13 protein-coding genes are annotated in these 16,530 nt (G+C 60.1%); 7 read left to right on the plus strand and 6 right to left on the minus strand.

Translation table 11 applies throughout. The annotated features are described in order from the left end of the window. Positions 1 to 22: 22 nt before the first annotated feature. Positions 23 to 562 (plus strand): ankyrin repeat domain-containing protein, encoded by a 540-nt coding sequence (locus CFE47_RS08360; protein ID WP_286836249.1) that lies wholly within the window; start codon positions 23 to 25, stop codon positions 560 to 562. Between the two features lie 35 nt (positions 563 to 597). Continuing rightward, complete coding sequence (radA, locus tag CFE47_RS08365; protein WP_003235145.1) at positions 598 to 1,965, plus strand: DNA repair protein RadA; 1,368 nt, start codon at positions 598 to 600, stop codon at positions 1,963 to 1,965. A 137-nt stretch (positions 1,966 to 2,102) separates the two neighbouring features. On the opposite strand, the gene CFE47_RS08370 is transcribed toward radA, so the two are convergent. Further along, positions 2,103 to 2,471: a PilZ domain-containing protein gene (locus tag CFE47_RS08370; RefSeq protein WP_286836250.1), complete on the minus strand. Its 369-nt coding sequence runs from the start codon at positions 2,469 to 2,471 to the stop codon at positions 2,103 to 2,105. A 174-nt stretch (positions 2,472 to 2,645) separates the two neighbouring features. Between CFE47_RS08370 and CFE47_RS08375 the strand changes: the two genes are divergently transcribed. From CFE47_RS08375 to yjiA, 3 genes are all read left to right on the plus strand, one after another. Beyond that, complete coding sequence (locus CFE47_RS08375; protein ID WP_286836251.1) at positions 2,646 to 4,712, plus strand: carbon starvation CstA family protein; 2,067 nt, start codon at positions 2,646 to 2,648, stop codon at positions 4,710 to 4,712. A gap of 15 nt (positions 4,713 to 4,727) precedes the next feature. Further along, the gene (locus tag CFE47_RS08380) at positions 4,728 to 4,925 is read left to right on the plus strand and encodes a YbdD/YjiX family protein (RefSeq protein WP_003176208.1); all 198 of its coding nucleotides are present in this window, start codon (positions 4,728 to 4,730) and stop codon (positions 4,923 to 4,925) included. A 168-nt stretch (positions 4,926 to 5,093) separates the two neighbouring features. Then, on the plus strand, positions 5,094 to 6,053 hold the full coding sequence (gene yjiA / locus CFE47_RS08385) for a GTPase (RefSeq protein WP_286836252.1): 960 nt from the start codon (positions 5,094 to 5,096) through the stop codon (positions 6,051 to 6,053). Positions 6,054 to 6,237: 184 nt separating this feature from the next. Here the strand turns inward: yjiA and glyA are convergent, their stop codons facing one another. Further along, on the minus strand, positions 6,238 to 7,491 hold the full coding sequence (gene glyA / locus CFE47_RS08390; RefSeq protein WP_105523351.1) for a serine hydroxymethyltransferase: 1,254 nt from the start codon (positions 7,489 to 7,491) through the stop codon (positions 6,238 to 6,240). Between the two features lie 231 nt (positions 7,492 to 7,722). Beyond that, positions 7,723 to 11,574: a sensor domain-containing protein gene (locus tag CFE47_RS08395; RefSeq protein ID WP_286836253.1), complete on the minus strand. Its 3,852-nt coding sequence runs from the start codon at positions 11,572 to 11,574 to the stop codon at positions 7,723 to 7,725. A 285-nt stretch (positions 11,575 to 11,859) separates the two neighbouring features. On the opposite strand from CFE47_RS08395, the gene ettA reads away from it, so the two are divergent. Continuing rightward, positions 11,860 to 13,524 carry an energy-dependent translational throttle protein EttA gene (ettA, locus tag CFE47_RS08400; RefSeq protein ID WP_185708540.1) on the plus strand — a complete coding sequence of 555 codons (1,665 nt, stop codon included), beginning with the start codon at positions 11,860 to 11,862 and terminating at the stop codon, positions 13,522 to 13,524. Positions 13,525 to 13,871: 347 nt separating this feature from the next. After that, entirely contained in the window at positions 13,872 to 15,209 is a 1,338-nt protein-coding gene (gene gdhA, locus CFE47_RS08405) for an NADP-specific glutamate dehydrogenase (RefSeq protein ID WP_185708539.1), read from the plus strand. Here the strand turns inward: gdhA and CFE47_RS08410 are convergent. The 3 genes from CFE47_RS08410 to CFE47_RS08420 form a co-directional block, all read right to left on the minus strand. Further along, the gene (locus CFE47_RS08410) at positions 15,206 to 15,703 is read right to left on the minus strand and encodes a GreA/GreB family elongation factor (protein ID WP_286836254.1); all 498 of its coding nucleotides are present in this window, start codon (positions 15,701 to 15,703) and stop codon (positions 15,206 to 15,208) included. The two genes, gdhA and CFE47_RS08410, sit on opposite strands and share 4 nt — an antisense overlap. A gap of 70 nt (positions 15,704 to 15,773) precedes the next feature. Then, positions 15,774 to 16,130, minus strand: a complete 357-nt coding sequence (locus CFE47_RS08415; protein WP_286836255.1) for a hypothetical protein — start codon at positions 16,128 to 16,130, stop codon at positions 15,774 to 15,776. A gap of 95 nt (positions 16,131 to 16,225) precedes the next feature. Continuing rightward, a complete protein-coding gene (locus tag CFE47_RS08420; protein ID WP_286836256.1) occupies positions 16,226 to 16,519 on the minus strand; it encodes a chorismate mutase in 294 nt (97 codons plus the stop codon). Positions 16,520 to 16,530: the final 11 nt, after the last annotated feature.

Raw genomic sequence — 16,530 nt, forward strand, 5'->3', positions numbered from 1 at the left:
GGCCTTTGGCAGGAGAAAACCCATGCGTATTGCTATCGGTCTGTTAATGGTCATGCTGGCCTTTGTTGTCCGTGCAGAGCCGCCCGAGCCTGTGGCGCTCAAGGCCCAGTTGCAGGACTACTATTTCGATGCCGCCCGCCGTGGCGACCTCGACATGCTCAACACCTTTATCGACTCCGGCTACAGCCTCAACACCCAGGACGACAAGGGCTACACCGCGCTAATTTTGGCGGCCTACCACGGCCAGGGCGCGTTCGTGGAGCGCCTGCTCAACGCCGGTGCAGACGCCTGCGTACAGGACAAGCGCGGTAACACTGCACTGATGGGGGCGATCTTCAAAGGCGAGCTGAAAATCGCCCAACGCTTGCTGGCCACCGACTGCAACCCCGACCAGCGCAACGGTGCCGGGCAGACAGCCGCCATGTACGCCGGGCTGTTCAAACGTGTCGAGTTGCTGGATGAGTTGAAGGCCAAGGGCGCTGACCTCAACGCCGAAGACCCTATCGGCAACAGCGCATCACGATTGGCCAGTGGTGAAATCCGGACCCCGGCGCCGCGCTGAGCTATCATCGCGGTTTTTCGGTTGGAGGTTCTCAAATGGCAAAGGCCAAGCGCATGTACGGCTGCACGGAGTGCGGCGCGACCTTTCCCAAGTGGGCCGGCCAGTGCACCGAATGCGGTGCGTGGAACACGCTGACTGAAACCATGATTGAAAGCGGTGGCGCCGCAGCCCCCACTGGTCGGGCTGGCTGGACCGGGCAGCAAGCGCAGATCAAGACGCTGGCTGAGGTCAGCGTCGAAGAAATCCCACGGTTTTCCACCGCCTCCGGTGAGTTGGACCGTGTGCTCGGTGGCGGCCTGGTGGACGGCTCGGTGGTGTTGATCGGCGGTGACCCCGGCATCGGTAAGTCGACGATCCTGTTGCAAACCCTATGCAGCATTGCCAGCCGCATGCCGGCGCTGTATGTCACGGGCGAAGAATCCCAGCAGCAGGTGGCCATGCGCGCCCGACGCCTGGGGTTGCCTCAGGACCAGCTGCGGGTCATGACTGAGACCTGCATCGAAAGCATCATCGCCACGGCGCGTATCGAAAAGCCCAAGGTTATGGTGATCGACTCGATTCAGACGATCTTCACCGAGCAACTGCAGTCGGCGCCGGGCGGTGTCTCCCAGGTGCGGGAGAGTGCGGCGTTGTTGGTGCGTTATGCCAAGCAGAGCGGCACGGCGATCTTCCTGGTGGGCCATGTGACCAAAGAGGGCGCGCTGGCCGGGCCGCGAGTGCTGGAGCATATGGTCGACACCGTGTTGTATTTCGAGGGCGAGTCCGACGGGCGCCTGCGTTTGTTGCGGGCGGTGAAGAACCGTTTCGGCGCAGTCAATGAGTTGGGCGTATTCGCCATGACTGACCGGGGGCTGAAAGAAGTCTCCAACCCGTCAGCGATTTTCCTCACCCGTGCCCAGGAAGAAGTCCCAGGCAGTGTGGTGATGGCGACGTGGGAAGGCACTCGGCCGATGCTGGTGGAAGTGCAAGCGCTGGTGGATGACAGCCATTTGGCCAACCCGCGGCGTGTCACCTTGGGCCTGGATCAGAACCGCCTGGCGATGTTGCTGGCGGTATTGCACCGTCATGGCGGCATTCCGACCCACGACCAGGACGTGTTCCTCAACGTGGTGGGCGGGGTTAAGGTGCTGGAGACAGCGTCGGACCTGGCGTTAATGGCGGCGGTGATGTCCAGCTTGCGTAACCGGCCATTGCCGCATGACTTGCTGGTGTTTGGTGAGGTGGGGCTGTCGGGTGAAGTGCGTCCGGTGCCGAGTGGCCAGGAGCGGCTGAAGGAAGCCGCGAAGCACGGCTTCAAGCGCGCCATCGTGCCTAAAGGCAATGCGCCGAAGGAGTCGCCGCCAGGCATTCAGATTATCGGGGTGACGCGCTTGGAACAGGCGTTGGATGCGCTGTTCGAGTAATCCTCATTCCGACAGGCAGTATTGTTTGATGTGGGAGCCGGGCTTGCCCGCGATGGGGGAGGGTCAGCTAAGGATGTATATGCTGACACTGCGCTTTCGCAGGCAAGCCAGCTCCCACACTTGATCCGACTTGGCTGTTAGATCTCCAGCAATGCCGCCAACTCGCGATGCAATTCCTCCTCATCCCCAAGATTCAACTCGACAAAGCGCCGCAAATAACTGATCGAGTCCAGGTCGATATGCTGGCACACAAACCCCAACTGCCCATGATCCTCATGAGTCAGCCGCACTTGCATCTTGATATGGGCCTTAGCGTCCAGGCGTATGTCCACATCAAACGGCAACGCCTTATTACCCTTCCAGTCTTCAGGCCGTTGCACCAACAACCCTTTTAGCGACAAATCCACCAATTGCACGGGCCATTCGCGACCGTTTTGCCGAAGTTCGGTCTTGGCGTCAAAGGCGATCCTGCGGAAACGGCGGCGGTCAGATGGTTGTTCGGTCATGGTGGAACCCTCTGTGGATAAGGGAATTGTAGCGCCGAGCCATCATTGGGCCTTTATTTCTGCTTTTTTTGCCCGCAGAAGGCTCTAGACCAACGTAGGGGGGTGGCCTTTGAGGCCAACAGCGCTAAACTCGGAACGGCTGTCCTTTCTGTCCACCCTGGCTGGAATATAAAAATGAAAAATAATAATAGCCTGCTACGCCACCTACCCTGGCTGGTGCTGGCAATCGTAGGAGCGTGCGCCCTTGGCGTAGTGGCCTTGCGCCGCGGCGAGGCGATCAACGCCTTGTGGATTGTGGTCGCTGCTGTGGCCATCTACCTGGTTGCTTACCGCTACTACAGCCTGTTCATCGCTAATAATGTGATGCAACTCGATCCACGGCGGGCCACCCCCGCAGTGATCAACAACGACGGTCTGGACTATGTGCCGACCAACAAACACATCCTTTTCGGTCACCACTTTGCGGCGATTGCCGGTGCAGGCCCCTTGGTTGGCCCGGTACTGGCGGCGCAAATGGGCTATCTGCCCGGCACGCTCTGGCTGATTGCCGGCGTGGTGCTTGCCGGTGCGGTGCAGGACTTCATGGTCCTGTTCCTGTCCACGCGTCGTAACGGCCGTTCCCTGGGGGATATGGTCCGTGAAGAGATGGGCCGCATTCCGGGGACCATCGCGCTGTTCGGCTGCTTCCTGATCATGATCATCATCCTCGCGGTGCTGGCGCTGATCGTGGTCAAGGCCCTGGCCGAGAGCCCGTGGGGCATTTTCACGGTGATGGCGACTATCCCGATCGCGATGTTCATGGGCATCTACATGCGCTACATCCGCCCGGGCCGCATCGGTGAAATCTCGATCATCGGCGTGCTGTTGCTGCTGGGTTCGATCTGGCTGGGCGGGCAGATTGCCGCTGACCCGGTGTGGGCCAAGGCCTTTACCTTCACCGGCATTCAAATCACCTGGATGCTGATCGGCTACGGTTTTGTCGCAGCGGTACTGCCGGTGTGGCTGATCCTCGCGCCACGTGACTACCTGTCTACCTTCCTGAAAATCGGCACCATCATTGCCCTGGCCATCGGCATCCTGGTCACCATGCCAGAGCTGAAAATGCCGGCACTGACCCAGTTCATCGACGGCACTGGCCCGGTCTGGAAGGGCGGTCTGTTCCCGTTCCTGTTCATCACCATCGCCTGTGGCGCGGTGTCGGGTTTCCATGCGCTGATCTCGTCGGGCACCACGCCCAAGCTGCTGGATAACGAAACCAACGCTCGCTACATCGGTTACGGCGGCATGTTGATGGAGTCGTTCGTGGCCATCATGGCGATGGTTGCCGCTTCGGTCATCGAGCCTGGCGTGTACTTCGCCATGAACAGCCCGGCCGCCGTTGTGGGTGGTGATGTGGTGGCTGTAGCGCAAACTGTCAGCAGTTGGGGTTTTGCGATTACGCCAGAGGCGCTGCAAGCCGTGGCCCATGACATTGGTGAAACCACCATCCTGGCCCGTGCCGGCGGTGCACCGACCTTGGCGGTGGGTATCGCGCAGATCCTGCACAGTGTGCTGCCGGGTGAAAACACCATGGCGTTCTGGTACCACTTTGCGATCCTGTTCGAAGCGCTGTTCATCCTGACGGCGGTTGACGCCGGTACCCGTGCCGGTCGCTTCATGCTGCAAGACCTGCTCGGCTCCTTCGTGCCATCGCTCAAACGCACTGAGTCGTGGACCGCCAACCTGATCGCGACCGCCGGCTGCGTGGCCATGTGGGGTTACCTGCTGTACCAAGGCGTGATCGACCCTCTGGGTGGCATCAACACCTTGTGGCCGCTGTTCGGTATCTCCAACCAGATGCTGGCAGGTATCGCGCTGATGTTGGCCACCGTTGTGCTGATCAAAATGAAGCGCCAGCGCTACATCTGGGTGACCATGCTGCCAGCGGTTTGGCTGCTGATCTGCACCACCACTGCGGGCTTCATCAAGCTGTTCGACGCCAACCCGGCGGTCGGCTTCCTGTCCCTGGCCAAGAAGTACAGCGATGCCCTGGCCAACGGCCAGATCCTGGCCCCGGCCAAGAACATCGATCAGATGCAGCACGTGATCTACAACGCCTACACCAACGCAACGCTGACGGCGCTGTTCCTGTTCGTGGTATTCAGCATCCTGTTCTATGCGCTCAAGGTCGGCGTCGCCGCCTGGGGCAACAAAGAGCGTACGGATAAAGAAGCTCCGTTCCAGGCCGTACCTGACGCTTGATCGAGGATTGCAGCCATGTTCAATGACATCAGTCGCCTCGGTAAATACCTCGGTCAGGCCGCGCGCCTGATGGTCGGCATGCCCGACTACGACACCTACGTCGAGCATATGCAAACCAAACACCCGGACAAGCCGATGATGGACTACAAGGCGTTCTTCCGGGAACGCCAGGAAGCCCGTTACGGTGGCAAGGGTGGGCCTAAGTGCTGTTGAATTAACGCAATAGCCCTGTGGGAGCGGGTTTGCGTGGGAGCTGGCTTGCCTGCGATAGCATCACTGCGGTGTAACTGATACACCGAGGTGTCTGCATCGCGGGCAAGCCCGGCTCCCACACAAGCCCGCTCCCACATTTGTTTTTGTATTCCTTCAGGAGAATTTCTTTTGTCCTCTCCCATTCCCGTCACCATCCTCAGCGGCTTCCTCGGCGCCGGCAAAACCACCTTGCTGCGCCACTTGCTCAAGGCCGAGCACGGCCTGAAAATCGCCGTGATCGAAAACGAATTCAGCGACGCCGGTATCGATACCCAACTGTTGGGCGATGAGCCGGTGCAAGTCATGACCCTGTCCAACGGCTGCGTGTGCTGCACCATCCACACCGACCTGACCAAAGCCCTGTACCTGCTGCTCGAGCGCCTGGACAGCGGCGAAATCGCCTTCGACCGCCTGGTGATCGAAACCACCGGCCTGGCCGACCCGGCACCGGTGGCGCAGACCTTTTTCATCGACGAGGAACTGCGTGAGCGCTACATCCTCGACGGCATCATCACCCTGGTGGACGCGGCTCACGCCGAGCATCACCTGACCCAGACCATCGCCCAGGCCCAGATCGGCTTTGCCGACCGCTTGCTGGTAAGCAAGCGTGACCTGGTGGATGACGCCAGCTTCGACGCCCTCAGCGAGCGGCTGACGCGTATCAACCGTCGCGCGCCGATTCGAGTAGTCGATCACGGCACTATCGACCTGGCTGAACTGCTCGATGTGCGCGGCTTTAACCTCAATGCCGGTATGAGCCTGCGCCCGGTGAGTGCAGCGCCGTCTATCGACCGCATCTCCAGCCTGGTGCTGCGCACCGACCAGCCGCTGGATATCGACCGACTCAGCGAGTTCATGAACGAGTTGCTGGAAGATCATGGCAAGCAACTGCTGCGCTACAAAGGCGTGCTGAATATTGCCGGGGAAGATCGGCGCATGGTGTTTCAGGGTGTGCTGAAGCTCTACGGTTTCGATTGGGATACGGAGTGGGCCGAGGGCGAGGCGCGGGAGAGTGTGATTGTGTTTATTGCCGATGAGTTGCCGGAAGACAAGATTCGCGAGGGCTTTGCCAAGGTTTACCAATCCTGACTTGAAATCCGATCCACTGTGGGAGCTGGCTTGCCTGCGATAGCGGACTGTCAGTTAGCCCATCAGCGGCTGATACACCGCTATCGCAGGCAAGCCAGCTCCCACAAGTGACCGTGTTTCAAGTTGAGACCGGGCACAAAAAAGCCCGGCTCAAGAGCCGGGCTTTTCATTCAAGCAACTGCAATCAAGCGCCGTACACCGGCAGCTTTTTGCAGATGGCCTTGACCTTCTCACGTACCGCGTCGATCACGGCTTCGTTGTTCAGGTCTGCCAGGATGTCGCAGATCCAGCCAGCCAGTTCCTTGCACTCTGCTTCCTTGAAGCCACGAGTGGTCACAGCCGGGGTGCCGAAGCGCAGGCCCGAGGTGACGAACGGCGAACGTGGGTCGTTCGGCACGGAGTTTTTGTTCACGGTGATGAAGGCTTTGCCCAGGGCAGCGTCAGCATCTTTACCGGAAATGTCCTGCTTGATCAGCGACAGCAGGAACAGGTGGTTTTCAGTACCGCCGGACACCACGTCAAAGCCGCGCTCGATGAACACGCTGGCCATGGTCTGGGCGTTCTTGACCACTTGTTGCTGGTAAGTCTTGAACTCAGGCTGCAGCGCTTCCTTGAAGCAGATCGCTTTAGCGGCAATCACGTGCTCCAGCGGGCCACCTTGGGCGCCTGGGAATACGGCAGAGTTCAGCTTCTTCTCGATGTCGGCATTGGCGCGAGCCAGGATCAGGCCGCCACGTGGACCGCGCAGGGTCTTGTGGGTGGTGGTGGTCACCACGTCAGCGAAAGGCACCGGGTTCGGGTAGACGCCCGCAGCGACCAGACCGGCTACGTGAGCCATGTCGACGAACAGGTAGGCGCCAACCTTGTCGGCGATAGCGCGGAAACGTGGGAAATCCAGGATCTGCGAATAGGCAGAGAAACCGGCCACGATCATTTTTGGCTTGTGTTCAACCGCCAGGCGCTCGACTTCGTCGTAGTCGATCAGGCCGTTGGCATCGATACCGTATTGAACGGCGTTGTACAGCTTGCCGGAGGAGGAAACGCTGGCGCCGTGGGTCAGGTGACCGCCGTGGGCCAGGCTCATGCCCAGGATGGTGTCGCCGCCTTGCAGCAGGGCCAGGTACACAGCGCTGTTGGCTTGGGAGCCGGCGTGCGGCTGGACGTTGGCGTAATCGGCGCCGAACAGTTCTTTTGCACGGTCGATGGCCAGTTGCTCAACCACGTCGACGTACTCGCAACCGCCGTAGTAGCGCTTGCCTGGGTAGCCTTCGGCGTACTTGTTGGTCAGAACCGAACCTTGAGCCTCCATGACGGCTGGGCTGGTGTAGTTTTCCGAAGCGATCAGTTCAATGTGCTCTTCCTGGCGCACGGCTTCTTGCTGCATGGCAGCGAAGAGATCGGCGTCGTACTTGGCAATAGTCAAATCACGGCTGAACATGGCGGTCCTCAAGGATCGGGGGCAGAAAAGGAGGGCATTCTAACCCAATGGGTTTTAGATGGCATATGAAAGGACATCATGTCGCGGACAAGTGGGATTCACTTAGGGATGAATGGTGCCTGTGATGGCCATATCGCGGGCAAGCCCGGCTCCCACATTTTGATCTGTGAACCCATTCGAATGTGGGAGCTGGCTTGCCTGCGATGAGGCCGTCAGCCCCACAGCTGAAACTCAGTCGAACATGAACAGCGCATCATTGCTGAACTGCGCCTCAAACCGGTTCGCCGGCATCGGCCGCCCAAACAGGTAGCCCTGCACCTCGTCGCAGCCATGCTCGCGCAGAAAGTCCAACTGCTCATGGGTTTCCACGCCTTCGGCGATTACCGCCAGGTTCAGGCTGTGGGCCATGGCGATAATGGCGCGGGCGATCTGTGCGTCCTGCTCGCCGGACGGTAGGCCGTCGACGAAGGTGCGGTCGATCTTCAATACGTCGATGGGGAATTGCTTGAGGTAGTTGAGCGACGAGTAACCCGTGCCAAAGTCGTCTACCGCAATGCTCAGGCCCAGGTTTTTCAAGCTGTCGAGGATATGCATGGCCTCGTTGACTTCACGCATCAGGATGCTTTCGGTCAGCTCAAGCTCCAGGCACGCCGGCGGCAGGCCGGTGTCCTTGAGGATGGTGGCGATGCGCGTACCCAGTTGGCCGTCGGAGAACTGCCGCGCGGAGATGTTCACCGAGACTTTCGGCACGCGCACCTTGTTCTGGTGCCAGGTCTTGAGCTGACGGCAGGCTTCGCTGATCACCCAGTCGCCCACGTCCACCACCAGGCCCAACTCCTCCAACACTGGGATGAAGTCTCCTGGCGGCACCAGGCCGCGTCGCGGATGGCGCCAGCGCAGCAGGGCTTCAGCGCCCGTCAGGCGTTTGCCGTCACCACTGAACTGCGGCTGGTAATAAAGCACGAATTCGTTTTGGTCCAGGGCGTGGCGCAGGTCGCTTTCCAGCTCCAGGCGTTCCAGGGCGCTGGCGTTCATGTCGGCCTGGTAGAACTGGAAGTTGTTCTTGCCGCGCTCCTTGGCGTGATACATCGCGGTGTCGGCGTTTTTCATCAACTGGCTCAGCTCGTTGCCGTCCTGAGGGCTGAGGGCGATGCCGATACTCGCGGTCACGAAGAACTCGCGGCCTTCCAGCACGAAGGGCTTCACGAGGCTGGCGAGAATCTGTTCGGCCACATGAATCGCACGGTTCAACGCTAGTTCGCGGTTGACCCGCGGTTGCAGGAGCAAAGTGAATTCGTCACCGCCCATGCGCGCCACGGTGTCGTCTTCGGCCACGCAGCCCAGCAGGCGGGTGGCCATTTCCTTGAGCATGCGGTCGCCGGCCGCGTGGCCCAGGGAGTCGTTGATCGGCTTGAAACGGTCGAGGTCGAGGAACATCAGCACCACCCACGACTTCTGGCGGTCGGCGGCCTGCAGCGCGGTATGCAGCCGGTCCTGGAACAGCGTGCGGTTTGGCAAGTGGGTCAGGGCGTCGTAGTAGGCCAGGCGGTGGATACGCTGTTCGCTGGCCTTGCGCTCGCTGATATCACTGAAGAAGCACACGTAGCTGGCCAAGTCGCCTTCGTCGTCGAACACGGCGGTAATGCCGACCCAGGCCGGGTAATGCTCGCCGTTGCGGCGCTTGAGCCACACCTCGCCTTCCCAGGTGCTGTGCTGGTGCAATTGCTTGAGCACGTAACGCAAGTGAGCTTCCTGCTGTTCATCGACGGTGAGCAGGTTGGGCAACTGATCCAGTACATCAGCGACCGCGTAGCCGCTGACCCGGCTGAATGCCTCGTTGGCCTGCACGATATAGCCCGCCGGGTCGGTGATCAGGATCGCCGACGTGGAGTGCTCGAATACCGTGGCCGCCATGCGCAGGTCTTTTTCGGCGCGGCGCTGCTGGCTGACGTCGCGGCCCACACCGAGGACGCCTTCAAAGGCACCGTGTTCGTCCCACACCAGCACCAGGCGCAGTTCGATCGGCACTTTGCGGCCATCGGCGCGCAGGCAGTCGAACAGGAACAACTGGGTCTGTACTTCATCGCGCAGCTTGTTCAGCGCCTCGGTATCGCCCAGTGCACGGCTGACCTGCTCCACCAGGCTGTAGATGCCGGTTAACTGCTGCGGGTTGGCGATGATCGATTGCCAGCCGTTCTTGAACACCCAGTCCACGTCGTAACCCAGCACGGCGTTAACCGAGGGGCTGATGTAGTTGAGGGCCAATTGGCTGTCGGTGGAGCAGATGACGTCGCTGATGCTTTCGGCCAGCATGCGGTAGCGCTGTTCGCTGTCACGCAGGGACTCGCTGGCTTCGATCTGGTCGGTGATGTCCTTGGCCACGCCGATGATCCGGGTGACCACGGCGGTCTTGTCCCGGGCCAGGGCCTGTTCGCGGATATCAAAGCGGCGCCATTGGTTGTTACGGTGGCGAAAGCGCAACTGGCACTGCAATTGGGTGGTGTAGCCGATCTGGCGTTGCTGCTGGCGTAAGTCGTGGTAGTGCTCGGCGTCTTCGGGGTGTAGCAGGATTTCCCAGAAGTACTCGCCCATTTGCTGCAGCTCGGCTTTGTTATAGCCGAGGGTGTGGCCCAAGTGATGGTTGCTGAAAATCATGCGCTGGCTGATCACGTCCTGCACATACAGGTGGTCGGGCACGGTACGCACCACGTCGGACCAGAAACTTTCACGCTCCACCAGCGACAACTCGATCAGCTTGCGGCTGGTGATATCGCTGATGCTGAGGATCACGGCCTTGGCGTCATCCTGCTGCTCGGGCAGGCGCATCACCAGCCACAGGTATTGATCGTTGCCGGCCACATCCTTGAGCTGGATCTCCAGCTCAAGCTGGTTCTGTTGGGTCAGGACGGCTTCCAGTATCTGGTAGCCGATAGAGGTGGCGTTGCGCGGGCAGTCATCGATCAGACGCTCCCAGGCTTCTTCGCAAGAGCCCACGTTCAGCAGGCGCACGGCAACCTGGTTGACCTCGGTAATGCGCAGTTCCTTGAGCAGTTGCTGGCGTTCGGCGGGGTTGTCTTGCAGCCAGGCGTGCAGTTGCGCGCGCGTTTCCAGTTGGGCCTTGGCGAAGAACGCCTTGAGCCCCGACAGGTCCAGCACGCAAAGCGCTACGCCGGTGCCCTCGAAAATGTCCTGGTAGCGTCGCCGGCCCTCATGCACCTGACGCTGGCGGCGGCGCATGTTCAACAGCACGATCACCGGGATCAGTGAGAACGCCAGGCCCAGCAGGCATTTACCGATAAAGGCAGGCAGCAGTTGCTCCAGCACGGCGTTACGGTCGAACAGCCCGCGCAGTTGCCAGTCGCTTTTGCTCAGGGGCGTGACCAGCACGCTTTTATTCAACTCGTCCGGAGTGAGGGCACTGGTCCATTGGGCGGGCATGCCACTGTCACGGCTGATGACACGGTGGTTGAGGCGATTCTCGATGGCCCACATCGGGCGCACGCCCTGGCCGTCCTGACGGGTGAGGTTGGTCAGGTAATTGGGGGCCAGGCGCAGCACCCAATACACCCTTGAACCGCCGCTGGGCTGATGCAGCAATAAATAGATGATGGTCCCGTCGTTGTTGTTGCTCAGGTAATACGACTGGGAGTGGCTGCGCTGCACCAGCTCTTCGAGCCAGGCAGCATCTTGGCTATCGGTGGCGCTGTCGCTGATCATCGCGCCGCTGGGGGCGAGCAGGGCGATGCTGCGCAGCTCCGGCAGCGAGCGTTGCAAGGTGCGCATCAGGGCTTGTTGCTGTTCGCTGTCGCGCGGTGGCTCGACCATCGGTAGCAGGTTCAGGGCGATTTTTGCGCTGAGGGCCATGTTCAGGCTGATCTGTTCAGCCAGGTCGGCGCTGTAGTCAATGGTGTATTGCTGCTGGTTCTTCTGGTTTTGCTGCAGTTGGTCCAGCAGTTGCCAGAACAATAACGCGAGCAGCATGAGGACAAGCGTCGCCAATGCGCCTTTGAGGGTGCCGTGCAGGGGCGCTCCCGGCGCTATATGAGCGGCGCGCAGAGGAGTTGGCGGCGTGACTTTGGACAAGCTGTGATCCTGCGGTTTGGCTGGACTGGCGCGCGACGTGCACTATAAGCCGGACGCCCGGAGGGCGGCTAGCATGCCTTGACTTGTGGCAAAGTGCCAGCCCCGCCTGGCTGGACTGACCAAGCGCATTCAGGTAGCTTTGCCGGTTACGCGGGGGCGTTCCAGCCCCAGACATTCAGGCTTTTTCCGCACGCAGGCATTGATCATCGTCAACGGCCCGCGCGGCGCATGGCCTGGCACGGGCTTCGCCCGCTTAATTCATCAGTCACTGACGCTAGGTTCACCATGGCTCAATACGTCTTCACCATGCATCGGCTGGGAAAAGTTGTTCCGCCGAAGCGGGAAATCCTCAAAAATATTTCGCTGTCCTTCTTCCCAGGCGCCAAGATCGGCGTGCTCGGCCTCAACGGTTCGGGTAAGTCCACGCTGCTGAAAATCATGGCCGGCGTCGACACCGAGTTCGAAGGCGAAGCCCGCCCGATGCCGGAGCTGAACATCGGCTACCTGCCGCAGGAACCGATCCTGGATCCGACCAAGACCGTGCGCGAAGTGGTTGAAGAAGCCGTCAGCGTGATCAAGAACGCCCAGGCCCGCCTGGACGAGGTCTATGCCGCTTACGCCGAAGAAGATGCCGACTTCGACAAACTGGCTGCCGAACAAGCCAAGCTCGAAGCCATCCTGCAAGCCGGCGACGGTCACAACCTGGAGCGCCAGCTGGAAGTTGCCGCCGACGCGCTGCGCCTGCCGGCGTGGGACGCCAAGGTCGAACACCTGTCTGGTGGTGAGAAGCGTCGTGTGGCCCTGTGCCGCCTGCTGCTGTCGGCCCCTGACATGCTGCTGCTCGACGAACCTACCAACCACTTGGACGCCGATTCCGTCGCCTGGCTGGAACATTTCCTTCACGACTTCCCAGGCACCGTGGTTGCGATCACGCACGACCGCTACTTCCTGGACAATGTTGCTGGCTGGATTCTGGAGCTCGACCGTGGCGCCGGTATCCCTTACGAGGGCAACTACTCCGGTTGGCTGGAAGCCAAGTCCGACCGTCTGGCCGCCGAATCCAAGCAGCAATCGGCCCACGAAAAAGCCATGAAGGAAGAACTGGAGTGGGTGCGCAAAGGCGCCAAGGCCCGCCAGTCCAAGTCCAAGGCTCGTCTGCAACGCTTTGAAGAAATGCAGTCGCAGGAATTCCAGAAGCGTTCGGAAACCAACGAGATCTACATCCCGGCCGGCCCGCGCCTGGGTGACAAGGTCATCGAGTTCAAGAACGTTTCCAAAGGCTACGGCGACCGCGTGCTGATCGACAACCTGTCGTTCTCCATGCCAAAAGGCGCGATCGTCGGCGTTATTGGTGGTAACGGTGCGGGTAAATCCACACTGTTCCGCATGCTGATGGGCAAGGAGACTCCGGACTCCGGCAGCATCGAGATCGGCGAAACCGTGCAACTGGCCTGTGTCGACCAGAGCCGCGACGACCTCGACGGCAGCAAGACCGTGTTCCAGCAGATTTCCGACGGCTCCGACCAGATCCGCATCGGCAACTATGAAATCCCGTCGCGCACCTACGTCGGTCGTTTCAACTTCAAGGGCGGCGACCAGCAGAAGTTCGTCAAGGACCTGTCCGGTGGTGAGCGCGGTCGCTTGCACTTGGCCCTGACCCTGAAAGAGGGCGGCAACGTCCTGCTGCTCGACGAACCGTCCAACGACCTCGACGTTGAAACCTTGCGTTCCCTGGAAGAAGCCCTGTTGGACTTCCCGGGTGCCGCCATTGTGATCTCTCACGATCGGTGGTTCCTTGACCGCGTCGCGACTCACATCCTGGCGTACGAAGACGATTCCCAAGCGGTGTTCTTCGAAGGTAACTACACCGAGTACGAAGCGGACCGTAAAAAGCGCTTGGGCGAAGCAGCTGCCCAGCCGCACCGCGTGCGTCACAAAAAACTGGCCTGATTAAGGTCGGTTTGAATGAGCGGAGCCTTCGGGCTCCGTTTTTTTTTGAGTGTTTTTCAGGTGGACCGAATTGGATTTATCGCAGGCATGCCAGCTCCCACTTTTGATTTGTGAACACAGTCGAATGTGGGAGCTGGCTTGCCTGCGATGGCGGCTTATAGGTTGGTGCATGTCTTGGGGTGGCAATCCCTTTAAAGGTGCAAAAATCGCCTGTTTTTCAGGTTTATTTATATCCAATGCACCATTTAAATTCACAAAGGCGACATTTTGCCCTGTCGCAGTGCGAAATGAATTGATAAAGTCCGGCTCAATCTCCGTTAAAAACTAAAAATCTGCCGAGACTTTTCATGATCGAATCCGTCGAATCCTTCCTTGCCCGCCTCAAAAAACGCGACCCGGACCAGCCCGAATTCCACCAGGCAGTGGAAGAAGTCCTACGCAGTTTGTGGCCGTTTCTTGAAGCCAACCCCCACTACCTGACCTCGGGCATCCTGGAGCGCATCTGCGAGCCGGAACGCGCGATTACTTTCCGGGTTTCGTGGGTGGATGATCACGGCAAGGTCCAGGTCAATCGCGGTTTCCGTATCCAGATGAACAGCGCCATCGGCCCCTACAAAGGCGGCTTGCGCTTCCACCCGTCGGTGAACCTGGGCGTGTTGAAGTTCCTTGCCTTCGAGCAGACCTTCAAGAACTCCCTCACCTCGCTTCCCATGGGCGGCGGCAAAGGTGGCTCGGACTTCGACCCCAAAGGCAAGAGCGACGCGGAAGTCATGCGTTTCTGCCAATCCTTCATGAGCGAGCTGTACCGCCACATTGGTGCCGATGTGGACGTGCCGGCTGGCGATATCGGCGTGGGCGCCCGTGAGATCGGTTTCCTGTTCGGCCAGTACAAACGTCTGAGCAACCAGTTCACCTCCGTGCTGACCGGCAAGGGCATGACCTACGGCGGCAGCCTGATCCGCCCGGAGGCTACGGGTTTCGGCTGTGTGTACTTCGCCGAAGAAATGCTCAAGCGCAACAGCCTGCGGGTTGAAGGCAAGCGAGTGGCGGTATCCGGTTCCGGCAACGTGGCGCAATACGCGGCGCGCAAGGTGATGGACTTGGGCGGCAAGGTGATTTCCCTGTCCGACTCCGAAGGCACCCTGTACGCCGAAAGCGGTTTGACCGAAGAACAATGGTCAGCCCTGCTGGAGCTGAAAAACGTGCAGCGCGGTCGCATCAGCGAGCTGGCCGAGCGTTTCGGCCTGGAGTTCCGCAAGGGGCAAACCCCGTGGGAACTGGCCTGTGACATCGCATTGCCCTGCGCGACTCAGAACGAACTCGACGCCGATGCGGCACGTGCACTGCTGCGCAACGGCTGCATCTGCGTGGCCGAAGGCGCCAACATGCCGACCACCCTTGAGGCTGTGGATATCTTTATCGAGGCGGGCATTCTTTTTGCACCGGGCAAAGCGTCGAACGCCGGGGGTGTGGCCGTGAGTGGCCTGGAAATGTCGCAGAACGCCATGCGCCTGCTGTGGACCGCCGGTGAGGTGGACAGCAAGCTGCACAACATCATGCAGTCGATCCACCACGCTTGTGTGCACTACGGCGAAGAAAATGGCCGGATCAACTACGTGAAAGGCGCAAACATCGCGGGCTTCGTAAAAGTCGCCGACGCAATGCTGGCCCAAGGCATCGTCTAAGTCTCGGCCTCGATGCGCAGCACTTCGATCAACTGATCGCCGACGGGGCGCTGCCACAGCACCTCGTCACCCACCTGGGCGCCCAGCAACGCGCGGCCCAGGGGCGAACCCCAGTTGATCAGGCCGACTGAGGCATCGGCCTGGTCCTCGCCCACCAGTTGAATGCGTTGTTGCTCATCCAACTGATTGGCGAAGGTCACCCAACTGCCAATCTGCACCTTTTCGGTGGACGTGGCCGCAGCTACCACCTGTGCGCTTTGCACCCGCTGGTTGAAATAACGCAAATCCCGCTCAAGATCGGCCTGGCGCTGCTTGTCTGCCTGCTCGCCCTTGGCGGATTCCAGGCTGTGCTCGTGCTGCAATTGCACAACCTTGGCCTGCAACTGCGCCAATCCTTGCGCCGTCAGGCGATTGGGCTGTTCACTGATCTGACGCTCCACCGGCTGATCAGCCTGGGCGGCGGCGCTGTCTTCATTCACAAAAGCTCGGCTCATGGCGTTCTCCCTCTATGGAGTTTGGGCCATGTTCACCGCGCTTTAGTTTCGATGGATGTCTGAAAGCGACCTATTGCGAGCGATAAGCCCTGGCCGCGTCGCGATCCTTCTCCTGCTGCCAGGCGCGTTCGCGGTCATCCCAGTGGTTGTCCTTGTAGTCGCGCAGCTCTTCGTTTTCACGCATGGCTTTGCACTGGCGGAAGCCGTCCTCCCAGCCTTCGGCGTATTCACGATCCTTAAGGTAACGGGGCACGTTCTTGCGAAACTCCCCGCTGATCACCCCAGCCGCCTGGCGACCGCTGCTGCAGCCGTCATCAAAACCATCGGCAAAGGCCGGGGGATAACCCTTGGCCAACAACTCCTGATGGGTTGATTGGCAACCCGACAACCACACCACCGCACACAGCATTACTGCATACCGCCACATTGCTTACTCCCTGGCCGGTCACCGGCTGATGGGGAGAAGTCTAGTTTGGGATTTGTCGGGGTGGTGTGAAAGGGAGGTGAGATTGGTGTTGGTCCCTACGTCGACAGCGCGGCGTGCTCCGCCAACTCCTGCTGGATAAACGCGGCAATCATCGCGCGATACACCTGTTCGGTGACATCCGGATTGGCGCCCACCGAATGGGACAAGTCTCGCACTTTGGCGATCACTTGTTCGACGCGCTGCGGTGCCTTGACGCTATCGGTGTCTTTTTTGAAGCGAGCAGCCTGGGATACGTAGTGGCCGCGCTCTGCCAGCAGGGTGACGATTTGTTGGTCGAGGCGGTCGATGTTGCTTCGGACTTGTTCGAGGGTGGTGCAGGTAACGGCCATGTTGGTTGAGC

The organism is Pseudomonas sp. PGPPP1 (assembly GCF_002255865.1).
In the GTDB taxonomy this organism is placed as follows: domain Bacteria; phylum Pseudomonadota; class Gammaproteobacteria; order Pseudomonadales; family Pseudomonadaceae; genus Aquipseudomonas; species Aquipseudomonas cremoris.

What these genes read in the sequence shown, in the direction of transcription:
- CFE47_RS08375 (WP_286836251.1), top strand. Translation starts at nt 2,646, where the DNA reads ATGAAAAATAATAATAGCCTGCTACGCCACCTACCCTGGCTGGTGCTG.
- CFE47_RS08410 (WP_286836254.1), bottom strand. Translation starts at nt 15,703, where the DNA reads ATGAGCCGAGCTTTTGTGAATGAAGACAGCGCCGCCGCCCAGGCTGAT.
- CFE47_RS08380 (WP_003176208.1), top strand. Translation starts at nt 4,728, where the DNA reads ATGTTCAATGACATCAGTCGCCTCGGTAAATACCTCGGTCAGGCCGCG.
- CFE47_RS08415 (WP_286836255.1), bottom strand. Translation starts at nt 16,130, where the DNA reads ATGTGGCGGTATGCAGTAATGCTGTGTGCGGTGGTGTGGTTGTCGGGT.
- radA (WP_003235145.1), top strand. Translation starts at nt 598, where the DNA reads ATGGCAAAGGCCAAGCGCATGTACGGCTGCACGGAGTGCGGCGCGACC.
- CFE47_RS08420 (WP_286836256.1), bottom strand. Translation starts at nt 16,519, where the DNA reads ATGGCCGTTACCTGCACCACCCTCGAACAAGTCCGAAGCAACATCGAC.
- CFE47_RS08370 (WP_286836250.1), bottom strand. Translation starts at nt 2,471, where the DNA reads ATGACCGAACAACCATCTGACCGCCGCCGTTTCCGCAGGATCGCCTTT.
- ettA (WP_185708540.1), top strand. Translation starts at nt 11,860, where the DNA reads ATGGCTCAATACGTCTTCACCATGCATCGGCTGGGAAAAGTTGTTCCG.
- glyA (WP_105523351.1), bottom strand. Translation starts at nt 7,491, where the DNA reads ATGTTCAGCCGTGATTTGACTATTGCCAAGTACGACGCCGATCTCTTC.
- gdhA (WP_185708539.1), top strand. Translation starts at nt 13,872, where the DNA reads ATGATCGAATCCGTCGAATCCTTCCTTGCCCGCCTCAAAAAACGCGAC.
- CFE47_RS08360 (WP_286836249.1), top strand. Translation starts at nt 23, where the DNA reads ATGCGTATTGCTATCGGTCTGTTAATGGTCATGCTGGCCTTTGTTGTC.